A 22756-nucleotide genomic window follows, 5' to 3' on the forward strand; every position below is an offset into this window, starting at 1 on the left:
CCAAGAAATTTCTTGGGCCGTCACTAAGCACATCTCCGATTCCTTCAATCTTCTCAAAAACCTCTCAGGCTTTTGTTTTGTTCTTGTTTCGTTTCGGCTTTCTCAGCCGTCCCTCTCAGGAACGACGCCAATTATAGAATTTTGCAGAAACTTTGCAAGGGCTGTTTTACAAAAAACCGCTGTTTTTTTGCTGTTTTTTCCAAAAAACGGAAAAAACACGAGTCTTACTCCGACAATTCCCGACGATTTCACAAACTATTCACAACTATTTTGAAAGATACTTTGCAAAGTCATCATTTTTTCCGAATTTTCCATGTCGATCGGCACGCAATCCAGCTGCCAGCGGAACCAAGTAAGCTGCCTTTTGGCATAATTTCTGGTTTTCTGCTTCACATTTTCTACGATTCTTGCCAAATCAGTATGACTTTTAGCCTCTAGAAGTTCCCTATATCCCAAACTTTGCCACGCCGGAGCGTCCAAAGGCACCGTTTTCGCCAGTTCTCGGGCTTCATCCACCCAACCACCTTCAATCATCTGGTCTACGCGGCTATTTATTCGACGATACAGTTCATCTCGGTCACGCTGCAAAGAAAAAACGGATAACTTGCCGACCCCGCCTTCACGTTCCTTCTGGAATTCAGACAATTTACGACCCGTCGATTCAAAAACCTCCAGCACGCGGGTAATTCGCTGGACATTTCCGGGCACCACCTTTTCCATGGCTTCGGGATCAACTTCACAGGCACGCTTATAGACAACATCTACCCCATCGCGCACAACCAATTCTTCAATTTTCTGGCGCAGGGCCGGTTCAATTTCAGGAATCTTAGGCAAGCCTAGCATCAGACTTTGCAAATAAAGTCCGGTACCACCCACAAGGATGAAGTTCTTCTCGGGATTCTCAGCCACCAGATTTTTTACCAGGCTACAAAACGCGCCCGCAGAGAAGTTATCTGTAGGGGGCACGAAATCAACCAGGTGATGTCGCACGCGATTTAAACTTTGGATGTCAGGCTGAGCAGTCCCAATGGAAAACCCCTTATAAATTTGACGGGAATCCACACCGATAATTTCAGCGTTGTAATGTTCTGCAAGTTCCAGAGAAAAATTGGATTTACCAATTCCCGTGGCTCCAACCAAGGCAAATAGAATAGGCATGGGTTCAATGTAGTTATATTTTACGGTAGAATGAGAAAGTACAAACACATTATTGCCATTATCATTGTTCTTGCCGTACTGATCGTGGGCATCAAATTCGCACTCCCCAAAATTGCGGAACTGCAAAACGGAACAAAGGAAACGGCAACCCAGAACACCGATTCTACCGCCACCGAAGTTTCCGCTTCAAATGTTCCCGAAGAAGAGCCTCTCTCCTTTGAGGAAAAAATGCAGCAGGAACTGCAAACCTTAAAGGCGGAGTACAGCAAGCGTCGAAAGAGAAACATCTGGACTCTGGGCCGAGGCAAGACCATTATCGTCTACCTGCTCCAGGCCCAGCGTTTCATCAACAAGACTGGCGGCCAGATTCTTCGCATGGAAGAAATCCATGACGACAGAAGTTCTGCATTCCAGACCGCCCAAATCGACCTCATCAAACCCACCGGCGACACACTTCTGCTGGAACTGCAGGTTTCCGAAAGCATCTTTAGGGACGACGCTTCCATGCTGGCTGTGGCATTCCAGGTTACAAGCCTCACCCCCGAGTTGATTGTGGCTCTGAACAAGCTGGATTATCCATTCGACTTACTGATTCCGCCTTTCGGTATGAAAGACGGTTTCTATCCGGATTTAGACAAAGTAAAAAGAAAGGAACTTGTATTATGGCTGACTATGGAATCAACCAAGTTGAACAAGGTCCATAACAAGCTGCGCCCCCTACGTATTCATCATACCGAGGAACAAATCGAGATGGTGATTGACGATGCGAAAAAATTAATGCCTAACGCAGTAGGTATCGTCTCACGTTATGGAGAACAGGCTGTTGAACACAAGCAACTTCTCCAGGCGATTCTTAAGCCGGCAGATAAAAACAACCTGTGGTTTCTCGACGCGACCATGAACAACTTATCCAAGGTTTCTGAAGCCTGCAAGGACCTGTCTATTTCCTGCAAGGCATCCAGCCCCTACAATCCCGACAACAGCGCTCTGGCAGACTATATGCGAAGCAAGATGCGGGAATCCACAAAGAAAGGCCTGGCGGTCATGATCCTCCCATTAACATTGGATAACGTGAATAAGTTGAGCGACCTTTCTTCCAGGGCAAAAAATCAGGGCACCACCTTGGTCAATTTATCTACATTTATGAAGTATTGATAAGGAATCACGTATGACAGTAAAGCTCGGTTTTAACGTAGACCATATTGCAACAATCCGCGAAGCCCGCAAGATCTGCGAACCTGATCCGGTAGCGGCCGCAGTTATTGCCGAACTGGCAGGCGTCAGCGGCATCACCGCCCACCTCCGCGAAGACAAGCGCCACATTCAGGATCGCGACGTCCGCATGCTCCGTGGCACCGTCACCACCAAGATGAACTTGGAAATGGCCCCCACCCAGGAAATGGTCCAGGTGGCTATCAACAATCAGCCGGACACTGTTACATTCGTTCCTGAGGTCCACACCGACTACGCCACAGAAGATGGTCTGAATGTTGCCGCCAAGGCTGCAGAATTGGCAAAGCCTGCCATGACACTCAAGAGCAACGATATTGCCGTAGGCGTGTTCATCGATCCCGAAACCGAACAAGTGAAGGCCGCCAAGAAGATTGGCGCAGACTTTGTCGAATTCAATACCGGCAAGTACGCAACCTCCTGCACTCTGGGAAGCCGCGAAGAAATTGAACGTGAAATTTCCGCCCTCGAAGACATGGCCGTCCTCGCCCGCAAGTACGGCCTCAGGGTAAAGGCCGGCCGCGGTCTGAACTACCGCAACATTTCCGCCATCGCCGCCATCGAAGGCATTGACGAAGTGGTCATTGGCCACAGCATCGTCAGCAAGGCCGTTATGGTAGGTATGGACCGTGCCATCAAGGACATGCTGGACTTAATCAAGGACGCTTCCAAATAACAGGAAGCATTCCCTTTTGACGTCCAAAATAAAATTCTGAAATCAATAGTCCTTGTATTCTACGTTCTCAAGGACCAAACCCTGAGGGGGAGCCCATGTGCGCTCTCCCTTAAAATTTTTATCGAAGATCTGGTTCACCGTACCCATAGGGAGCTTACCGCGACCTACATCGTACAAGGTCCCCACCATGGCGCGGACCTGCCTGTGCAAGAAACGGTTCCCTCGGATATGGAACATGCAGCTCCAGTCGTTCAACCGCTCCAGGCGGAATTCCGTCAGGATGCAGTCCGTCGGTTTTCCATCATTGCGGGGAATGCAAAAATCGATAAAGTCGTGATGACCGAGGAAAGACTTCGCCTCTTCTGCCATGGCATCGAGATCCAGATTTTGAGAGCCGCACTCCCACCCGAAGTCCCGGAGCAGAGCCACAGGTCGGGTGTACATGGTATACTGGTAATACCGGCACGTCGCGTCGAAACGGGCATGGAATTCCGGATCGCAAGGTTGCAAGTCGCGAATACGGACAAGACGTTTCGTCAAGCCGTTGATGGAATTCACCGTACGCACCAAATCCAGTTCGCCGTCATAATCAAAATGAACACACTGACCGCGGGCATGAACGCCAGTATCCGTACGACCGGAACCGGTAATGCGGATAGGAGAACGAAGCGCAATGGAAAAAGCCTCTTCCAGCGCAGACTGCACCGTTACAAATTTGGTCTTGCCACCTTCATTCTGGGCCTGCCAGCCATGAAAGGCGCTACCCAGGTATTCACACCTGAAGCGATAACGCATTAGGCCTGGGCGTCCTTAATGACTGCTTCGACCTTTTCCTGAGGAATCTTCAACTGAGAAGCGATTGCAGAGGCGGGGAATCCACGGCGAGACAGCTGAAGGATTTTCAACTTTTCAGTAGCCTCGCGATCAAAGCGGGAAGTTTCCAGGGGGTTGCTCCCCTGCAAGTTGGGATCGCCTGTAGCATTGCGGCTCTGGGCACGCAACTTCATGGTGCGTTCACGAGAAAGCCCACGAGGAGTACGCAGCACGTCAGAAAGATTCTGCATGGCAGAAGTAATACGTTCCTTGGCCGTCGGGCGAAGGGTGGGCTTGGAACCCGGGAGTCCGGTCATAATCTTGTTTTCGGGAACTCCATTTTCGTCTTCGAAGGCAATCTTCGGTTCTTCGCCAGAAGGGCTGGGAGCAGAAGCATTCAACTGCTGCTGGGCCAAGGTCTCACGCTTGTGAGCTGCGTATTCCTCGGCATCGGCAATAATGGAACGCTTCTTGGGGCGGGGACGGGGAGCCAAAGTAGTGGCATCATCCAGATCAGCCTTGACTTCCTTGAAACGTTCAGCCTTGATAGCCTCCATACGGCGAGTAATAATTTCCTGGCGACGGCGAAGTACAAACACAAGAATCACGGCGCAGGCGATTACAGCCAGGACGCCTCCAATGATCCAGCCGATCACATCGGAAGACATACCGGCAATCTTGCCATCATCGGCAGGTTCTGCAACGGCCTCACCTTCGCCACCCTCGGCAACAGGTTCTGTGGGAGTTTCACGCATGGCGGCCAGTTCGGTCCAGGCAGTTTCCAGCTGGGTACGGATCGTCATCTGGTCAGCCGGAGAATTCTGGGCGTCCCAGAGAGCAATTTCAAGAGAATCAATCCTTGCGCGGGCCTTCAAATAGGCGTCGGAATCAAAAGACGACCTAGGACCCGAAAAGTCAACAACTAGATATGCGGCCAGGCAACAGACCAGGACCAGCAATGCAATAGGTGCAGCAAACTTCTTCATGGGGCCAAATTTAGAAAAAACCTCATTGAGAATTTCGCAACACTTGTTTCAACCTAGAATAAAAAACATATTGCACGCCTCAAAAAAACTTTATAACTTTAGGTTCAAGAACTCTTTGTTCTCCTCCTAACCCCCAAAAAAGGCATCTCGGCGTCAGCTGGGATGCCTTTGGGTTTTTATAAAAACGAACCAGGGGTAACGTCAAACGAAGAACCTCATACTTTAAATGGGAACGAAAAAAGGCTGGCCAGAGGCCAGCCTACCAAAACGCCTTAGAAACGTTAGCGGTTAATCAATGCGTCCGCAATAGTCACGCGGTTTCCGCCAGCCTGCATGGCGTGTCTCAAGGAAGCCTCGGCCATGTAAAGCAGGGATCCACCATCAGCCGCATGGGCGGGCATCACCGCAACACCCAGGCTCAACGGAGTGGCAAGCACACCAGCACCATAGGCAATCTGCAACTGGGAAATCTCGTGTCTGATCTTTTCCGCACGCTGACGTGTAATTTTCAAGTCAGCTCCCGGCAGGATGATGCAGAACATCTCTCCGTCATAACGGCAGGGAATATCTTCTGTACGGATATAACCAGGCAAGCGCTGTCCAAGTTCCCAAAGGAGCTGTTCAACAGCATGGCGCCCCTTAGTCTTCTGAATCTCGGCAATAGAATCGGGATACAGCATAATCAGGCCAATGGGAGTCTTGTGTCGAGTTGCAGCCGCAATTTCCCGAGCCAGGGATTCTTCCATATAACGTCTGTTAAACAAGCCAGTCAGATTATCCCTGATACTATGTTCCTTATAGCGGACATTCAAATTCTGGTTAGACACATAAAGACCAAAAGTCGTCGCCACAAAGCTAACCTTGGCATGCCAATCATCCAGGGATTCATTGTCGGGCAAGGCATCTACCTGCAGAGAGAAAATGCCGAAATGTTCTTCCAATCCTTCAATAGGAGCGCAGAAAGAAATTCCCTGGGGACGGTGGTGAAGATGGGTACAACCACCAGACAAGTCATGCTTGGAATAATCACAAACAACAATTTCACCAGAGTTATAGCTAGCACATTCACCAGGACGAATGGAAGCATCACTGATGACAGAAGGACCAAAGGAATACAGCTTGCGAAGGTCAGTCTGGGTACCTGCATACATATATAAGATACCAGAAGCCTTGGGGAACATGGCAGGCAACAACTTTTCAAGATTCGCCAGAACTTCACCGAAAGGTCTATCCTTCAGAATACTCTTGGCATAACGCTTCCAGACATCCAGGGGGAAATTCGCCCTCAGAGGAGCCCCAGCAATCTTTTCAAGAGCCTCCCTGGCGGAAATAGCGCCCTTGGGAAGAGGAATTTCATTTTTTGCCGTTACAGGCGGCGGCTCAGGAGCCTTTACCGCAGGTTTTTCTACCGGTTCTGCAGGCTTATTGGCCTGGATTCCAGTGACCAGATCTAGCTGAGAGGCCTTCAGAGATTCCAGATTTTCGTTAAACTCGGCCTCGGCAGTTTCCACCCTACGCTTGCAGAGAGTGTAAAGAACAAATCCGAGAACGGCACCCCAGGCGCCGATAAAGGCAAACTTTCCGCCCAGCGAAATAGTCGCTTCGGGAACGAAAAACGATACGCCCACCCCAGCTACAAAAGCTATGAGCCAAACAATGTAAGATACCATAGTCATACGAAAAATTTACTTATTTAATTTCTACATGGCACCCCTATTCCGTTATAAAGCACTAATATTCTAAATTTAGGCCTATGACCATTCTCGAAAAAATCGCCCTAGCTCTCCCCGCTGTCGAATCCCCGGCCCGTTATATGGGTGGCGAAGCCAACAGCGTTGTCAAAGACCACAGCAAAATGCACTGCCGCATGGCCTTCGTGTTCCCCGACAAGTACGAAATCGGCATGAGCAATAACGGCATCCGCATCCTATACCATATAATCAACAAGGAACCGGACCTGCTATGTGAAGTGAGCTTTGCCCCCTGGGAAGACATGGCTCGAGAAATGGAAAAGTACGACATTCCCCTGTACAGCTACGCCAGCTACACACCCGTAAAGGATTTCGAAGTCCTGGCCATGACCTTGCAGACGGAACTGAACTTCACAAACGTGCCCTACGTGCTGGAACTCTCCCGAGTCCCCGTATGGAGCAAGGATCGTCGAGAAGAGGATCCCATTGTTATCGCCGGCGGCCCCGCCATGGCCAACCCGGAACCCGTAGCGGATTTCTTTGACGCCTTCCAGATTGGCGACGGTGAAGAACTGATGGTCAAGTTCCTCCGTTGCGTCGGCGATGGCAGAAAGGCAGGCCTTTCCCGCAAGCAGATTCTCGAGAATTTATCAAAACTGGACGGCGTATACGTCCCCAGCCTCCGTCCCACCGTTACCAACGAATTTGGCGACATCGTTCCTGCAGAACCCGCCACCGGCCCCTACGAAAAGACCACCGGCGTTCGCCGCCAGTTCATTCCCGTAATGGACCGCAAGAACTACCCCATCAAGAACCTCATCGCCAACATGCAGCTGGTCCACAACCGCTTCAGCGTAGAAGTCATGCGCGGTTGCGCCCAGGGTTGCCGTTTCTGCCAGGCAGGCATCTGGTACCGCCCCTGCCGCGAGCTGGATCCAGACGACGTTCTTGAAATCGCCAAGGAAGGCATCAAGGCCACAGGCGAACGCGAACTGGGCCTGCTCTCCCTTTCTACCGCCGACTACAAGCCGGTGGAAGGCCTTACCGACTCTATCATCGACGATCCGTTCTTCGATACCGTAGACGTAAGCCTCCCCTCCATCCGCGTCAACGCCTTCGGCGAAACATTGGCTCAGAAAATTTCCGCATTGAAGGGCGGCCGTAGCGCCACCTTCGCCCCAGAAACTGGTTCTGAACGAATCCGCAAGATGATCAACAAGACCATCAGCGACCAGGACATGTACAACGCCGCCGAGCACGCCTTCAGCAGCGGATTCAACAAGATCAAGCTCTACACCATGATCGGCTTTCCCACCGAAAACCTGGAAGATATGGAAGCCTTCTGTGGCCTGATCGAGAACCTGGTAAAGATTGGCCGCAAGTATCTCCGCGGATGCCAGATTGCCGTTTCCATGGGCATCTTGATTCCCAAATCCTTCACCGGCCTCCAGTGGGCTCCGTTTATGGACAAGGAAACCGCCCTAAAGCATATCCGTTTCGTTCGCGAAAGATTCTTTAGACACCCCAACGTGAAGGTGAACTGGGCTGGCTGGGAAATGAGCCACCTGGAAGCCGTATACAGCCGCGGTGACCGTCGTCTTGGCCCCGTGATTTATGCCGCCTACAAGAAAGGTCTAACCTTTGAAAGCGACGCCTATCGTTTCAACTACGACACTTGGCTCCAGGTCTGGGAAGAATGCGGCTACGACACCAGCTGGGTCTACCGCACCCGCGAAAAGGAAGAAGTCTTCCCCTGGGACATCATCCATGCAGGAACCACCAAGCAGTACCTCCGCCGCGAATGGGAAAAGGCTTTCAAGGAAGATTCCGCTCCCGTTCCCAACTGCAAGTGGGGCGACTGCCAGAAGTGCGGCATTCCTGGCTTCGGTGCAGAAATCCATCTGGCCAACGATCCGGTACGCCATAAGGCTCCCAGCCGCACACCCGAAGAAATCAAGAAGCTGGTGGCAGAACGCCGTCCCAGCCAGAAGGTCTGCTATAGCTACAAGATTACCTTCAAGAAGACTGGCATCAGCCGCTTCCTGCCTCACCAGAACATGCTCAGCTTCTTCGAGCGAACCTTCCTTTGCGCAGGAATCCCCATCAAGTTCAGTGAAGGTTTCAGCCCCAAGCCCCGTATCAGTAACATGGGCGCCCTCCCCCTCGGCCTTGAAACCTACTGCGAAATCATCAGCGTGGAACTGCTACAACCGCTGGACATCAGCAAGGAAGGCCTGGAAACAACCATGAAGCAGCTTTCCGCCCCCTTCCCCCGCGGCATGGAAATCGTGAACATCGAACCGCTACAGGGTAAGCTGAGCAAGAACATGCCCAAGGCCATGATTTACAGCTTCACTCCGGACAACCTGGATCCGGAAACGGCAGCAAAAATCATGAAGTCCTTCGACGAGAAGTCCCTGCCAGTGGTCACCAACCACCGCGGTCAGGAAATCAACCTGAACGAACATATTCTCGGCATCCAGATTCAGGGCGGCAACATCATGACCAAGATCAAGTGTAATGAAATGGGCGGCACCGCCAGCCCCTATAACATCTACGCAGGTCTGCTTGGAAAAACCTACGATCCCAAGAAACTTGACGATGACACTCGCAGGTTCCTCATCAAGAAAATCGCCATGGAATTCTAGGGAAACCTCCACGAAATTTAGCCGCTCCATTCGGGGCGGCATCTTATTTTGCGGAACTTCACCTAGTCTGCATTAAGAAATTATTCTGCGGGCAGGATAATTTCAATATGACTGGTACTCACATTCAAAAAGTGAGTACGGAACAAGTCCTTTTCAGTTCTGTCGCTGACCTTTACCTGGGTAACGGCGATAAAGTCCTTGTTTTCGCGAATATAATCTGTAAGGCGTTCGTCACGAAGAGTGTCGATTTCGCCAGTAATGATAAAACTATCGGTCCAAATCTTAACGAGCATATATCAAATATAAAGTTTTTCCACATTGGAAGAAGATTAAAAGCATTTTTTCGGAGCAAATTAGTGCCGTTTTACTTTTTGAAAGTATTTTAAATCGTGTCACCCCCTCATTTCGGGGATTTAATTTGAATTTTAAACGGAAATCCGCATGATTTCAAAAGGAGTGTGTACCATGGCAACTAAGAAAAAGCAACTCCAGCTCGTCCCCGGACAGATGATGTACTACAACAAGGCTTTTATGGATAGCAACATGGGCCGCCCCATCAGAATCCTGTCGGAATTCATGTGTCCGCAGCAGATTTTTGATCAGGAAGGCATCCAGAAAACCATCGTCTTCTTCGGTTCCGCACGAACCCTCCCCATGTCAGAAATCAAGAAGCGCCGCAAGAACTGCAAGAACAAGGCAGAACTGGCCCGTCTTAAATGTCTGGAACTCGTCGCCGAGTACTACGATGCCGCCCGTGAGCTAGGTGCAAAGCTTGGCAAGTGGGCAAACAAGCGCAACGAAGGATACGCCATCATGACCGGTGGCGGCCCCGGCATTATGGAAGCAGGAAACCGTGGAGCAAACGATGTGGGAACCCCCTCCGTCGGCCTCAACATCAAGCTGCCCTTCGAACAACATCCCAACGTCTACATCGACGACGAACTGAACTTCCAGTTCCGCTACTTCTTCATTAGAAAGTACTGGTTCCTCTGCATGGCCCAGGCACTGGTGGTATTCCCCGGCGGCTTTGGTACGCTTGACGAGATGTTCGAAATGCTCACTCTCATCCAGACTCACAAGTACGCTCAGAGAATGCCCGTTATCGTATACGGCGCCAAGTTCTGGAAAAAGGTCCTTAACTGGGAATACCTGGCAGAAACAGGTATGATCAACAAGGAAGACCTCAACCTGTTCCACTTCTGCGACTCCGTAGACGAAGCCTACAAAATCATTACCGAAACCTTGGAAAAAAGGGCCACCGAAAAGAAATAATTTCAAACCAAATTTTTATGAACAAAGGACTCCGCAAATGCGGGGTCTCTTTGTTTTTACCCGACTCAAAAAAGCTATAATTGTAGCATGCTTCGGAACATCATTGCAGAAACGTTAGACCGTGTTTCAAGAAACCTTGCGCTGCGTCCAAATTACACCATGGACGAATACCAGCGGTGGTTTGACCAGAATCCTGAATTTCTGCACAACGGTGCCGCCCAGAGGATCAAGCTCATTGAACCTCTGACTCTAGAAGGTACCAACAACCTGTACAGGGCGAACTTCTGGATAGAACACCCGGGAGATTCCACCCACTACGCCGAAAAGGAAATCGTTGTCAAGATTTGCAAATTCTGGGCTCCTCCCGGAAAGAACCGCCTGCACCGCCTCAACATGCTGCTGAGCGCATTCCAGGACGAAATCAGAATTAACAACTTGATCCACGCCACCAATATCGAAGGCGTCGTTCAGAGCATGGGCGGTGGCATCGCTGGCCGCCATCCCTATCTCAAGATGGAATTCATCAAGGGGTGCTCCCTGGACCGCACGTTCCGCACAGACCTTACCGATGATGAAGTTCTCCACCGGGTATCCCAGTTAGCCTACCTGGCCAACACCATCAGCCAGCTCCACTACTATCAAGTGGTCCATAAGGATCTCAAGCCCAAGAACCTTCTCCTGTGCCAAAACCCGCAACACAAGAACAACCACAAGATTCTTGTATGCGACTTCGGTTACGCCCAGGCCAAAATGCGGGAAACCGTCACCGAATATGGTGGACAGATGACCCCCTGTTACAGCGCACCGGAACAGGCAATCATGGGAGAAAATCTTTCGGCATCCGTAGACTATTTCAGCTTCGGCATCATTGTCCACGAATACCTGACAGGCCGCAAACTCTTCCCCAAGTCCATGGACATCTTCGTGGAAGATGGGTACCGAGTCACAGACCGTTACCTGGAGCACCTGAAAACAGGCCGCGAAAACAGTTTTAACGACCCACGATTCCCAGAACTGTCTCAATGGATCGAAAACCTCACCATATTCGACAGCTTTGAACGCATGCAGAATTGTCCGAACCTGTTCGATATTGCGCATAAACTCCGTGAAAGGGTAAATGCTCAGGGATACCGAGACGTAAACACAGACTTTTTGTGGAATCAATTGCGCGAATACAATCGTTAGATTATATTTTGCTTATATGGCAAGTTTCCCAAGTCGTGAAAGATCTGTATTTCTGCAAAACAAAACACCCCTAGCCCAAATCAAGCGACGGCTAAGGATATTTTTGAAATTTGCCAAGGATATTTTACAGCAGATGAAACCGTTACACTATGTAGCGCTCATCCTGGTTGTTTCGCTAGGTGTATTCAATGGAATCACCGGTGCATACCCATACATCAAGCAGCACCAAAGGGAAGGCAATATCGTCAAGACCTTTGATACCTGGTGGCATAACGCAGGCGCCCGTGAATTTAGATCCGTGGGCCTCGAACCCACAAAAGAATTAAAAGCCGAAGAATTCCAGCGCTATCGCGAAAAATACCTTCAGCAGAACCCGTCCTACATTGTAGAAGAACGCGTTGCTGGAATGAAGAAGGAATATCGCGAATGGTGGGAAAACAACGGAGGCCGCGAAGCCTACATCCAAGACCACGGTCACTATCCTAACGAAAGCGACTATCGAGCAAGTCTAGAGGAATGGATTAACAGCTTTACCGATAGATACCTTCGTTACAGCCTCGCCTTCGCCCCGAAATACGAACAATACGAAAGAGTTCTTACCAGCTGGATTTTGATTCCTGGAGTATGCAGTTTCCTTTCGTTTGCCGGGCTGTTCATGTTCGCTATCGTGCGACTGGCTAGACGTTGGAGCCTATGGATCATCTGTCTGACGACAGCGGCAGTGACACTCGCCGGCCCCATATTGGTAAGTGTACTGACAACCACGAGTTTCTTCGACCACTACTCCACAGAACGCTACATGGGCATGAGTCTCACCGTGGCATTCCTATTGGGAGCGACCGCCTTCGGAAACCGCAAGAACCAGGTCACCCCTCTAACAAGGAACATCTGTTTCTCGGGCGTAATACTGGACATGGCCATCAACTGGTTCCTCAATCCGGGGATCTTTGGTGCGGTGGCCGCCCTTTCTCCCGTATGTTTTGGAATCGGCGCCTTCGCTGGCGTCCGAATCGAAACTCGCCTTAGGAGCCAAGCCGAAATCAACGCAGACCTTTTAAGGGAACGCCTTCTGGAAAAAGCCTCCCAGAATCCGATGGCCGAAAGAAAGGCCAAGACTAGAACCCTTATCGAAGATGGATTTACAAGCGCCAAGAACTGCAGACCGGAACAAGCCCATCAGCAGCTACGTCTTGCATTGACACAACTTCTTCAGGAACACCCCGTGGATGCAGCCCTCGTAAAACAGACCGTCATCCGAATGACCGCCCCCGACCAATACCTTGATTTTTCAAGCAACCAATGGATGGAATGGGGCGAAATCGCCAAGGCTAAAAATGCACCGGACGCCGCCATTCTCCTTCTGAAAAAATGTCTCAGCAAGGAAAAGGATCCGAATTTTGCAAGACGTTCGCTGTTCACTCTGGGCGAGACCTGCGTCACCAATAAAATTGAAGTTCAGGAAGGCATCGGCTACCTTCAGAAAGTCATTGAAATGAATGAAAACGATATCCTGGCAAAGCAGGCCCGTAAAACGTTGGAAGCCCTGAAATAAATTTCAAGTCTCGCCCCCGGGCGAGGCTCTTATTTTACCGTCAGAGTTAAATCGCAAACGTAAGTATTCCCTTCGATCCAAGTTCCGTAGGAGTATTTACCAGAGAACAACAGCTCAAGGCGTTTTTCAAACGTTGCCAGACCGAGTCCACTTGCACCAGGTTTCGGCTTACGGGGGAAGTTGCTGTTTACCGATTTGAAATGAATCTTGCCATCTTTCTGACTGATGCGAATATGAGCAAAGCTTTTCCCATCAGGGTTTACACAATGCTTCATTGCATTTTCAACAAGAGGCATCATCAAAAGAGGAGGAATCTGACAATGAGGGTTCTCCAGATCCGTCTCAAAGACATACTCAAAACTTTTAGGAAGACGAAGTTTTTCAAGTTCTCCGTACTTCTGTAGCAAATCAACATCATCCTTGATATCGATAAACTTGTCAGACGTCTGATAAAGCATTACGCGTAAAAGTTTACTCAGCTTTTCCATGCTGCTTTCTGCCAATTTCGGTTCAATCCTGATTAGGCTAGTAATATTGTTCAGCGTGTTAAACAGAAAATGGGGACTCAGTTGGCTCTTCAAAAAATCAAGTTCATACTCCAGCGCCACTTTCTTCTTTTCGCGAATAATAAAGGCTCGTATAAGCTGACGACTAAATACAGAGATAATGATACACAGGAAGCTAATGGTGCTTAAGATAATCATGAACGAAACAAGAGTCCAGACAGAAAAATGATCTCTAACCGTTCTGAAACAATAAGACCCGAAAAATTCAGCAATGCCACCACTAGATTCCGACATTGTCAGGAACGAATATAGTTCACGACAAAACAGCACAATGACAAACAGAATTGAATCACAGACAAAATAGCGAACATATTTTTTCTTGAAAAAGAATTTGGGAACAAGGATTCTCTGATTCAGGAAAAAGATCAGCATCGTAGACAACAAGGGCAGATAATAACGGCCCAACGCACCCATGGTAACGTCATCCCCAACAGATCCGCTAGGATCCAACAGGATAATCAAAGGGAAAAAAAGAATAAAGCTCCAAACAAGAACCATCAACAGCGTTGCCGGCACAGGAAAAAAGCTTTTCGATTCATCATCTCCCAATATGGCAATCAATTCCCGTTCGCCGCGGTCAAACTGATCTTCCTGTAAGGAGGAAAGACGCTCGTGAATAACCTGCCAGAAGTCTTTTAAACGTTTTTTTGTGCTTTCAATTGACATTTTGTCCTCTTTAGAACAACAAAAATAGGTCATTTTAAGCGTAATTTTGGCACTTCATGACAAAAGTATGACAAAACTACGGAAAAAATGACAAAATCTGTGAAAAACTTTTGCAAACCCTACACCAATCTATGACACTTCAACTAGAACATAGAGGTATCTTTGTAAACGTAAGAAACAATACAACAAACAAGAGGCTGATATGAATACAAATACACGTACAAGAAGCGAGAAGGACGCATACTTCCGTTATCTCGACGAGATTTCCAAATATCCGCTGCTTACCAAGGAACAGGAATACATTTTACTCCGTAAGATCCAGCAGCAGGGTAGCCGTTCTGCAATGGAAATGCTGGTCAATTCCAATCTCCGATTCGTTGTAAACATCGCCAATCTGTATAAGGGTCAGGGCGTTGACGTAATCGAACTGATTAACGAAGGTAATATGGGTTTGATGCACGCCGCCAAGCGTTTTGACCTTAGCACCAATCTTAAGTTTATCAGTTATGCCGTATGGTGGGTTCGTCAGAACATTGTACGCCACATCGCAGAAAACGGCCGCATCGTTCGCATCAGCGCTGAAAAGGAACTGGTAATTCGTAAGTTTTCAAAGCACGGAGGCACCCTCCGTCAGAATATCGGTGGAACACTATCCATTGACCCCAAGAGTCTTGAAGGTGTTTCCAAGTACAAGGCAGACTCTATTGAAAAGATCTTGATGATGGCTCAGCGTTCCTCCTCTCTCGACGCCCCCTTGAGCACCAATCAGGAACTCACCTTAGGCGACACCTTGTCTGATTCTGAAAACAAGGCTGACAACCTGGCCGCATATAGCTTTGTCAAGAAGCATATGGACAAGGCCATGAAGGACAACCTTTCCGAAGAAGAAATGCGAGTGATCAAGCTCTGCTTCGGCTTCGATCGGGACATCGAATACACCCTCAAGGATATCGGTCCCATGGTTGGTCTTTCTAAAGAAAGAGTTCGCCAGATCAAGAAGGCCGCCCTGGACAAGCTCCGCGGAGATTACAGGACTCACGACCTTCACGGCGCAGCCTAGTGAAACGCCACTTTTCTTACTGAAGTTTTTTCATCTCTCTCTCCTTAAATTAAAAACCGGCCTTACGGGGCCGGTTTTTCCGTTTTTCATACAACGACTTTCCTATGAAATTGTATTTTTTCGGTATGAAATTCTATATGCCGAACTTTCGCAATTTTTTCGTAGCTTCCCTTTCTGCACTTGCTCTTGCCAACGCAGCAGGTGACAAGCAGACACCCCCGGGTGATTTCTATGACGAAGTTTCCCGACTGAACAAGGTTCTTTCTGAAGTCAACCGCAAGTATGTCGAAGACGTGAACCCCACGGAACTGACGGACGCCGCCCTGGGTGGCATCCGCAACATCCTGGACCCCCATACTACGGTATTCAGCCCCAAGGACTACGAAAGCCTCAAGGTATCCATGGAAGGCAAGTTCGGCGGCGTAGGTATTACTATCAGCCTCCGCGACAACATTCTGACCGTGATTTCTCCGCTGTCTGGCACCCCGGCATTCCGTCTGGGCATCCGCGCAGGCGACCGCATCCGCAAAATTGACGGCAAGGACACCAAGGGTCTGACCCTGGATGACGCCGTCAGCAAGCTCCGCGGCAAGATCGGTACCGATGTGACCGTCTCTATTGAACGTGAAGGCGTTCCCGACCTGATGGATTTCACCATTACCCGTGCAGAAATCATTGTGCACGCAGTGCCCCATTACGGCATGGTGACCAAGGATATCGGCTATATCAAGTTGGCAACCTTTAGCGACAAGACCACCAGCGACGTGGAAAACGCCCTCCGCAGCCTGCAGAAACAGGGCATGAAGAAGGTGATTCTCGACATGCGCTACAACCCCGGTGGACTTTTGAACCAGGCTATCGAAATTAGCGAACTGTTCCTAAAGCAGGGCAATGTCATCGTAAGTACCCGCGGCCGTACCCAGCGTACCGAAAGCCGTGCCCGCAAAGACGGTATCATAAAGCAGGACATTCCCATGGTGGTCCTGGTAAACCAGGGTTCCGCCAGCGCAGCAGAAATTGTTTCTGGCGCACTGCAGGACTGGGACCGCGCTCTCATTATCGGTAAGACCTCCTTCGGTAAGGGTTCCGTACAGACCATCTTCCCGCTGGATAACCAGGGCAACGCCCTGAAGCTGACCACCGCATTCTACTACCTGCCTTTCGGACGTTGCATCAACAAGCCCGAAAACGGGATCAAGGGTCTGAAGTTGCAGGAAGCCGAATACGACGCCGAGGAATCCGGCGACGAGGCAAAGGTTGATTCCCTGAAAAAGGATACCGTAGCCCAGGATACCTTCTACACCAACAACGGCCGTATGATGTTCGGCAGCGGCGGCATCACTCCTGACGTTGAAGTTGAACTGGACCCCATGCCCTGGGTTGTTCAGGTTCAGGAAAGAATGTCTATGTACTTCAAGTTTGCTGTAAAGGCTCGCCCGGACCTGGAAAAGTCTGGCGCAAAGATCAGTGCAGAATGGGAAGTACCCGACAGCCTGTACCTGCAGTTCAAGGACTACTGCATGAAGGATACCAACTTCACGAAAATCAAGTCTAACGCACTTGTTGGCGTCGACCAGTTGGAAAAGAGCATTATCCGTGAACAGAACTACATGGGCGATTCCTCCAAGACCGTAACCGATTCCGTCTTGGCAGCCCGTCTGGCAGAAATGCGCACCGCCCTGGAAAACAACAGGAATGCCCAGTTCGACGAAAACAAGGATTATATCAAGGACGGCATCAAGCGTGAACTTCTGACTTCCTTCATTAACGATTCTGTAAGTACCGCATTCTCCCTGAAGCGCGACAAGCAGCTGAACGAAGCCATCAAGTATCTGAGCGACATGAGCCTTTACAACAAGGCTATCGCTCCGGCAAAGAAACAGCCCGCCAAGAAGCCCACCGCCGAAAAGGCCAAGGACTCCAAGAAGAAATAAGGACTGACCTTGATAAAGACAATGGACAGAGCCGCAGAAAGTCTGGGCAAATTCATCCGGAAATTTCTGTACACCGCCGTCGGTTATCTGCACTTCGTGTGGCAGATGTTTAAGAGTGTGCCTGGAGCCTTCAGCAACTTGCACACAACCGTAGAACAGATGCAGCATGTGGGTGTCACCAGTATCCCTGTGGTGGTGGCAGCCTCCCTTGCGACAGGAGCCATCATGTCTTGGCAGCTGGCTTACCAGTTCGCCGATATGATTCCCCTGATGTTTGTGGGCATGGCCGTGGGAAAATCCGTGATGGTCGAGTTGTGTCCCATTCTTACAGCCATGGTGCTGGCAGGCCGAATCGGAGCCTCCATGTGTTCTGAGCTTGGCACTATGGCGGTCACGGAGCAGCTTGATGCATACAAAGTATTAGGTCTCAGTCCCTATAAGTTCTTGCTGGCCCCCCGCCTGATTGCAACAGTCATCATGTTACCCACCCTGACGGTGTTGAGTATTTTTATCGGCATTATCGGCGGATACGAAGTCGCTCACCTGTACAAGGAAGTTTCTTTTTCCGTATTCTTCTACGGTGTTAGAATGTTCTACCAGGATTGGGACCTGATCGTGGGCTTGATCAAGGCCACTCTCTACGGATTCTTTATATCCAGTTACGCATGCTATTTCGGCTTTACCACCCATAGCGGCGCCGAAGGCGTAGGCAAGGCAACAAAGGCCACCGTGGTGGCAGGCATGACCAGTATTCTTATTGGTGGTTACGTGCTTTCACAGCTGTTGCTCCTGTAAAAATCAATGGCCGCATTTGAACAAAGACGACGGAAGAATGGAGTCTGCAAGAATGGTCCTGCAGACATTAGCGTTCTTCTGAAAATGGTTCTGGACAAGAGCAATATCACCGAAGATATGACCTTCAAGACACTGTCGGAAGGGTTCGAGAAAGTGGTCGGAACATTGCTTTTACCCCACGTAAAAATTGACCGTTTTAACAAGGGAATTTTGGTGCTAAAATGCGCCAACTCAGCCTGGAAACACGAGCTGTTCCTGCAAAAAAAAGCTATTATTGACAAGTGTAATTTACTGTTGGGCAAGCCTGCAGTGCGGGATGTCCGACTGATTTAGCCAGGTGGCTGAAATGCCATCTGCAAACGAGAAAAAGATGGCAGAAAATTTGGAAAATACAGAGAACGACGTTAAGGTCGATTCCATTGAAACAGTCAATCAGAACGTTTCTACCGAAGACCTGAAGAAGGCCGAAGAAGATTATAGCGGCTCCAACATTACCGTGTTGGAAGGTCTCGAAGCGGTGCGCGTGCGCCCGGCAATGTACATCGGTTCTACCGATATTCGCGGTTTGCATCACCTGGTGTGGGAAGTGGTGGACAACTCCGTGGACGAATCCCTGGCCGGATTCTGTAACCATATCGAAATTGCAATCCTTCCGGGTAACGGAATCCGCGTGACCGACAACGGCCGTGGCATTCCCACCGACATCCACCCCAAGGAAAAGGTGGGTACACTGGAAGTGGTGATGACCAAGCTCCATGCCGGTGGTAAGTTCGACAGCAATTCCTATAAGGTTTCTGCAGGTCTCCATGGCGTGGGTGTCAGCTGCGTTAACGCCCTTTCTACCAAGCTTGTGGCTACCGTTCGCCGTAAGGGCAAGGTAGTGACCCAGACCTTTAGCAAGGGTATTCCTTGCGGACCCCAGCAGGAAATCGGAACCTGCGCCGAAAACGAAACCGGAACCACCATCGAGTTCTATCCGGACGATACCATTTTCAGCGAAACCGTTTACGTTTACGACACCCTGGCTACCCGCTTCCGCGAACTGGCATTCTTGATGAGCGGCCTGCGCCTGACCTTGACCGACGAACGTACCGAAGAAAAGGTGAGCGAAACCTTCTGCTATCCGGGTGGCGTTTCTGAATTCGTGCGCTATGTGGATGAACACCGCACTCCGCTGTTCCAGGCCCCGATTCACCTGGTGCTCCCCGATGGCCAGTATCCTCTGGAAGTGGCCATGTGGTACAACGACGGCTATCAGGAAAACTTCTTTAGCTTCGTGAACAACGTGAACACCTACGATGGCGGTACCCACGTTACCGGTTTCAAGACCGCACTGACCCGCGTCATCAACAAGTTTGCCGCCGAAATGCCCAAGGGCAAGAAGGACATCCAGATTACCTCTGACGATATCCGCGAAGGTCTTACCGCCGTTATCGCCATCAAGGTTTCTCAGCCTCAGTTCGAAGGCCAGACCAAGCGTAAGCTGGGCAACTCCGAAATCACCAGCTATGTGGCAAGTGCATTCGGTGCCAAGCTGGAAGAATACTTCCAGGAAAATCCGGCTGCCGTGAGAGTCATTCTGGACAAGGTCTACAACGCAGCCCAGGCACGCGAAGCCGCCCATAAGGCTCGTAACCTGGCCCGCCGCAAGAACGTTCTTGAAAGTGGCGGACTTCCGGGTAAGCTGGCCGACTGCAGTAGCCGCGATCCCAAGGAATGCGAAATGTTCATTGTGGAAGGTGACTCTGCAGGTGGTTCTGCAAAGCAGGGCCGCAAGCGCGAATTCCAGGCCATCCTCCCCCTCCGCGGTAAGATCCTGAACGTAGAAAAGGCAAGCCTCCACCGCGTGCTGGACACCGAAGAAATCCAGAACCTGGTGAACGCCATCGGTTGCGGCCTCGGTTCCGAATGCAAGCTGGAAAAGCTCCGCTACCACAAGATCGTGATCATGACCGATGCTGATGTGGACGGCTCCCATATTCAGACTTTGCTGCTGACTTTCTTCTTCCGCTATATGCGTCCCCTTATCGACAACGGCCACGTGTTCCTGGCCATGCCTCCTCTGTACAAGCTGAAGGTGGGCCTCAAGGAGCAGTACCTGTTCGACGAAAACGCCAAGGAAGAAGCCATGGCCAAGCTGGAAGACAAGAAGAATGTCACCATCACCCGATTCAAAGGTCTTGGCGAAATGTCTGCTGAACAGCTTTTCGAAACCACCATGGATCCCGAAAAGCGCCTGCTGAAGCAGTGCTATGTGGAAGACGCCGTTGTGGCCGACCAGATCTTTAGCATGCTCATGGGCGAAGACGTGGAACCCCGCCGTAAGTTTATTGAAAATAATGCCTACAAGGTTCTTGACGAACTGGATGTTTAATCATGAATTCCAAGGATTCCCTTCAAAGTAAAGCTGATTTTCAGACCGTTCTAAACCAAGCCCGTGACCTCGTAAAGGACCAGCTCCAGCTGACGGAAGAGGTCATCATGGACGTGGCAAGGAATGCCCCCGCAGGCATTTCTGAACGTTTGGTATCTCTGTTCCAGCGCAAGGGCAAACGCATTCGTTCTACCCTGCTTTGCCTGATTGCCCAGAGCGGCAGCGTAAAGCCCAACGCCGACCGCGTTGCACACGCTTGCGCAGGCATTGAATTGCTGCACCTGGCAAGCCTGGTCCACGACGATATTATCGACGGAACAGACATCCGCCGCGGTCAGAAGACAGCCCACAAGGAATGGGGAACTCAGGTTGCCGTTCTCATTGGCGACTACGTTCTTTCCCAGGCCATGCGTTGCGTCATCAACGAAGAATCCCGAGACGTGCCCGTGATTCTTTCTAACGCAGCCGACAAGCTGATTGCAGGTGAAATTCTCGAGCTGGACTATTCCGGCAATACCCACCTGTCCTTTGAAAAGTATGACGAAATCATCGATGGCAAGACCGCTGCCCTGATTGACGCAGCAGCCCGTATTGGCGGCATCCTGGCCGGCTTCGATGCAGAAAACGCAGACAAGTGCGCCCAGATGGGTAGCCATTTCGGCATCGCCTTCCAGATCGTGGATGACTTGCTGGACTACGGCTTTGGCAGCCAGAACCTGGACAAGGCCAAGTTCACCGACCTTGGCAACGGCCTGATTACCCTGCCCCTGCTGTACTACTTTGACGGATGCTCCGCAGCCGACCGCAACGAGATGGAAAGTCTCATCGCCAAGGCTTCCGAGGCTGGCGTTCCCGGAAAGATTATCGCCAAGCTGAACGAAAAGGAAGCATTCAAGAAGGCCAAGGCCTGCGCTCAGGACCACCTGGAAAAGGCTCTTGAAATTGCAAACCAGCTTCCGGCAAGCAATTTCACCGACGAAATCGTTGCCATGTTCGCCTCCATGAGCGATCGCGGAAACTGACTCTGCGGCAAGGCAATTCTCTATCAAACAAAAAAAAACGACCGTTGTAGCGGACGTTTTTTTATTTCCCAGCTAGCGCTTGGGATTATGCGGTTCCCTATTTTTTTCTTGTCCAGATGGCCATGAACACAAGCACAGACAGGAAGCACATGGCAATGATAATCCAGAATGCCAGGTCGCTACCTCCGGTGGCATCGCCGTTCATGCCGAAGGGCAGGCGCACGTTCATGCCGAACAAGCTGGCGAAGAACGTCGGGAGGGAAATAGAAATGGTCACGATGGTCAGGTTCTTCATCAGCGTGTTCACGTTGTTGCTGATAACGCTAGCGCGGGCATCCATCATGGACGTCAAAATGTTGGCGTAGATGTTTGCCTGCTGCAGGCTCTGGCCGTTTTCAATCTGGATGTCTTCCAGCAATTCACGTTCGGCTTCGGTCCAGTTGAGGCTGCGGCCCATCTGGAGCTTGCGGAGCAGGGTATCGTTACTGTTCAGGGCGCTGACGTAGTAGATCAAGCCCTTGTTCAGGCTGAACATGGAAAGCAGGTACTTGTTTTCCATGGCGGTACGGAGCTTCTGTTCCAGTTCGTCGTTGATGCGATTGATGATCTTCAAGTGTTCGTTGAAGTGGTAAATCGCATAGCTAAGAACCTTAAGCACGAAAGTGTTCAGGCTGTCGATCTTGGAAAAACGCTTTTCGTCGGTAATGGGAATGTCGGAGTCCGTCAGGAGCAACACCCAGTCCTTGAAAATGAAGATACCGAAAGATTCTACGCGGAACTGGAAATTATCGGCCGCAGAATAGTTCTTGGGTTTCTTAAACACGATGGTGGTAAAGTCATCATCGTATTCTATACGGGAAAGTTCGTCGGAGTCGAATGCAGACGCAATGGTATGTTCCGTGATTTCGTATTCCTTAACCAGCACGCTTCGCTGTTCCTGGCTAAGAGAACCCATCATGACGATGTCTGCCACTTCTTCGTTCGGGGCACTAGCGAGGCGCCCTGATTCGATTTTATAGTACTTCTTGAGCATAGCGCCCCCTTGATCGAACGGACCCAAAAATAGAAAAATATGTAAAAGCAAAAAGGCTCGGAGCAAGTCCGAGCCTAAAAAATCTGATTTTTTTA

20 protein-coding genes are annotated in these 22756 nt (G+C 50.1%); 13 read left to right on the forward strand and 7 right to left on the reverse strand.

Features of this window, described 5'->3' with window-relative positions:
* Positions 1-274: hypothetical protein (locus B7992_RS16990; protein WP_212668379.1), on the forward strand; the 274-nt coding region annotated here is incomplete at its 5' end.
* Here the strand turns inward: B7992_RS16990 and miaA are convergent.
* Positions 256-1158, reverse strand: coding sequence for a tRNA (adenosine(37)-N6)-dimethylallyltransferase MiaA (gene miaA / locus B7992_RS12915; RefSeq protein WP_073158919.1), 903 nt, complete (start codon positions 1156-1158; stop codon positions 256-258). The genes B7992_RS16990 and miaA overlap by 19 nt on opposite strands.
* A gap of 30 nt (positions 1159-1188) precedes the next feature.
* Between miaA and B7992_RS12920 the strand changes: the two genes are divergently transcribed.
* Both B7992_RS12920 and B7992_RS12925 read left to right on the forward strand, forming a co-directional pair.
* The gene (locus B7992_RS12920; protein ID WP_073158918.1) at positions 1189-2313 is read left to right on the forward strand and encodes a divergent polysaccharide deacetylase family protein; all 1125 of its coding nucleotides are present in this window, start codon (positions 1189-1191) and stop codon (positions 2311-2313) included.
* Between the two features lie 13 nt (positions 2314-2326).
* Positions 2327-3064, forward strand: a complete 738-nt coding sequence (locus B7992_RS12925; protein WP_073158916.1) for a pyridoxine 5'-phosphate synthase — start codon at positions 2327-2329, stop codon at positions 3062-3064.
* A gap of 42 nt (positions 3065-3106) precedes the next feature.
* On the opposite strand, the gene truA is transcribed toward B7992_RS12925, so the two are convergent.
* The 3 genes from truA to B7992_RS12940 form a co-directional block, all read right to left on the reverse strand.
* Positions 3107-3859, reverse strand: a complete 753-nt coding sequence (gene truA, locus B7992_RS12930; protein WP_073158914.1) for a tRNA pseudouridine(38-40) synthase TruA — start codon at positions 3857-3859, stop codon at positions 3107-3109.
* Positions 3859-4863: a hypothetical protein gene (locus B7992_RS12935; protein WP_088666467.1), complete on the reverse strand. Its 1005-nt coding sequence runs from the start codon at positions 4861-4863 to the stop codon at positions 3859-3861. Before B7992_RS12935 ends, truA begins: the two co-directional genes overlap by 1 nt.
* Before the next feature lie 281 nt (positions 4864-5144).
* On the reverse strand, positions 5145-6539 hold the full coding sequence (locus B7992_RS12940) for a GGDEF domain-containing protein (protein WP_088666468.1): 1395 nt from the start codon (positions 6537-6539) through the stop codon (positions 5145-5147).
* Between the two features lie 77 nt (positions 6540-6616).
* Here B7992_RS12940 and B7992_RS12945 point away from each other — a divergent pair, with 77 nt between their 5' ends.
* Positions 6617-9202: a TIGR03960 family B12-binding radical SAM protein gene (locus B7992_RS12945; protein ID WP_088666469.1), complete on the forward strand. Its 2586-nt coding sequence runs from the start codon at positions 6617-6619 to the stop codon at positions 9200-9202.
* A gap of 80 nt (positions 9203-9282) precedes the next feature.
* On the opposite strand, the gene B7992_RS12950 is transcribed toward B7992_RS12945, so the two are convergent.
* Positions 9283-9495: a hypothetical protein gene (locus B7992_RS12950; RefSeq protein WP_073158906.1), complete on the reverse strand. Its 213-nt coding sequence runs from the start codon at positions 9493-9495 to the stop codon at positions 9283-9285.
* A gap of 172 nt (positions 9496-9667) precedes the next feature.
* Between B7992_RS12950 and B7992_RS12955 the strand changes: the two genes are divergently transcribed.
* The 3 genes from B7992_RS12955 (at position 9668) to B7992_RS12965 (ending at position 13211) form a co-directional block, all read left to right on the forward strand.
* Positions 9668-10474 (forward strand): TIGR00730 family Rossman fold protein, encoded by an 807-nt coding sequence (locus tag B7992_RS12955; RefSeq protein ID WP_073158904.1) that lies wholly within the window; start codon positions 9668-9670, stop codon positions 10472-10474.
* Between the two features lie 87 nt (positions 10475-10561).
* The gene (locus B7992_RS12960; RefSeq protein ID WP_073158902.1) at positions 10562-11659 is read left to right on the forward strand and encodes a protein kinase; all 1098 of its coding nucleotides are present in this window, start codon (positions 10562-10564) and stop codon (positions 11657-11659) included.
* Between the two features lie 133 nt (positions 11660-11792).
* Positions 11793-13211: a tol-pal system YbgF family protein gene (locus B7992_RS12965; RefSeq protein ID WP_139260119.1), complete on the forward strand. Its 1419-nt coding sequence runs from the start codon at positions 11793-11795 to the stop codon at positions 13209-13211.
* A 29-nt stretch (positions 13212-13240) separates the two neighbouring features.
* Here the strand turns inward: B7992_RS12965 and B7992_RS12970 are convergent, their stop codons facing one another.
* Positions 13241-14443: a sensor histidine kinase gene (locus tag B7992_RS12970; protein WP_073158898.1), complete on the reverse strand. Its 1203-nt coding sequence runs from the start codon at positions 14441-14443 to the stop codon at positions 13241-13243.
* Positions 14444-14645: 202 nt separating this feature from the next.
* Between B7992_RS12970 and B7992_RS12975 the strand changes: the two genes are divergently transcribed.
* From B7992_RS12975 to B7992_RS13000, 6 genes are all read left to right on the forward strand, one after another.
* A complete protein-coding gene (locus tag B7992_RS12975; protein WP_073158896.1) occupies positions 14646-15503 on the forward strand; it encodes an RNA polymerase sigma factor RpoD/SigA in 858 nt (285 codons plus the stop codon).
* A 104-nt stretch (positions 15504-15607) separates the two neighbouring features.
* The gene (locus B7992_RS12980; protein WP_254794891.1) at positions 15608-17437 is read left to right on the forward strand and encodes a S41 family peptidase; all 1830 of its coding nucleotides are present in this window, start codon (positions 15608-15610) and stop codon (positions 17435-17437) included.
* A gap of 9 nt (positions 17438-17446) precedes the next feature.
* On the forward strand, positions 17447-18232 hold the full coding sequence (locus tag B7992_RS12985; protein ID WP_073158892.1) for an ABC transporter permease: 786 nt from the start codon (positions 17447-17449) through the stop codon (positions 18230-18232).
* A 6-nt stretch (positions 18233-18238) separates the two neighbouring features.
* A complete protein-coding gene (locus tag B7992_RS12990) occupies positions 18239-18565 on the forward strand; it encodes a DUF721 domain-containing protein (RefSeq protein WP_073158890.1) in 327 nt (108 codons plus the stop codon).
* Between the two features lie 37 nt (positions 18566-18602).
* Entirely contained in the window at positions 18603-20606 is a 2004-nt protein-coding gene (gene gyrB, locus B7992_RS12995; protein WP_083538106.1) for a DNA topoisomerase (ATP-hydrolyzing) subunit B, read from the forward strand.
* Between the two features lie 2 nt (positions 20607-20608).
* Positions 20609-21628, forward strand: a complete 1020-nt coding sequence (locus B7992_RS13000; RefSeq protein ID WP_088666470.1) for a polyprenyl synthetase family protein — start codon at positions 20609-20611, stop codon at positions 21626-21628.
* Between the two features lie 97 nt (positions 21629-21725).
* Here B7992_RS13000 and B7992_RS13005 read toward each other — a convergent pair whose 3' ends face one another.
* The gene (locus B7992_RS13005; RefSeq protein WP_073234543.1) at positions 21726-22661 is read right to left on the reverse strand and encodes a magnesium transporter CorA family protein; all 936 of its coding nucleotides are present in this window, start codon (positions 22659-22661) and stop codon (positions 21726-21728) included.
* Between the last annotated feature and the right edge of the window lie 95 nt (positions 22662-22756).

It is taken from the genome of Fibrobacter sp. UWH1 (genome assembly GCF_002210365.1).
Classification (GTDB): domain Bacteria; phylum Fibrobacterota; class Fibrobacteria; order Fibrobacterales; family Fibrobacteraceae; genus Fibrobacter.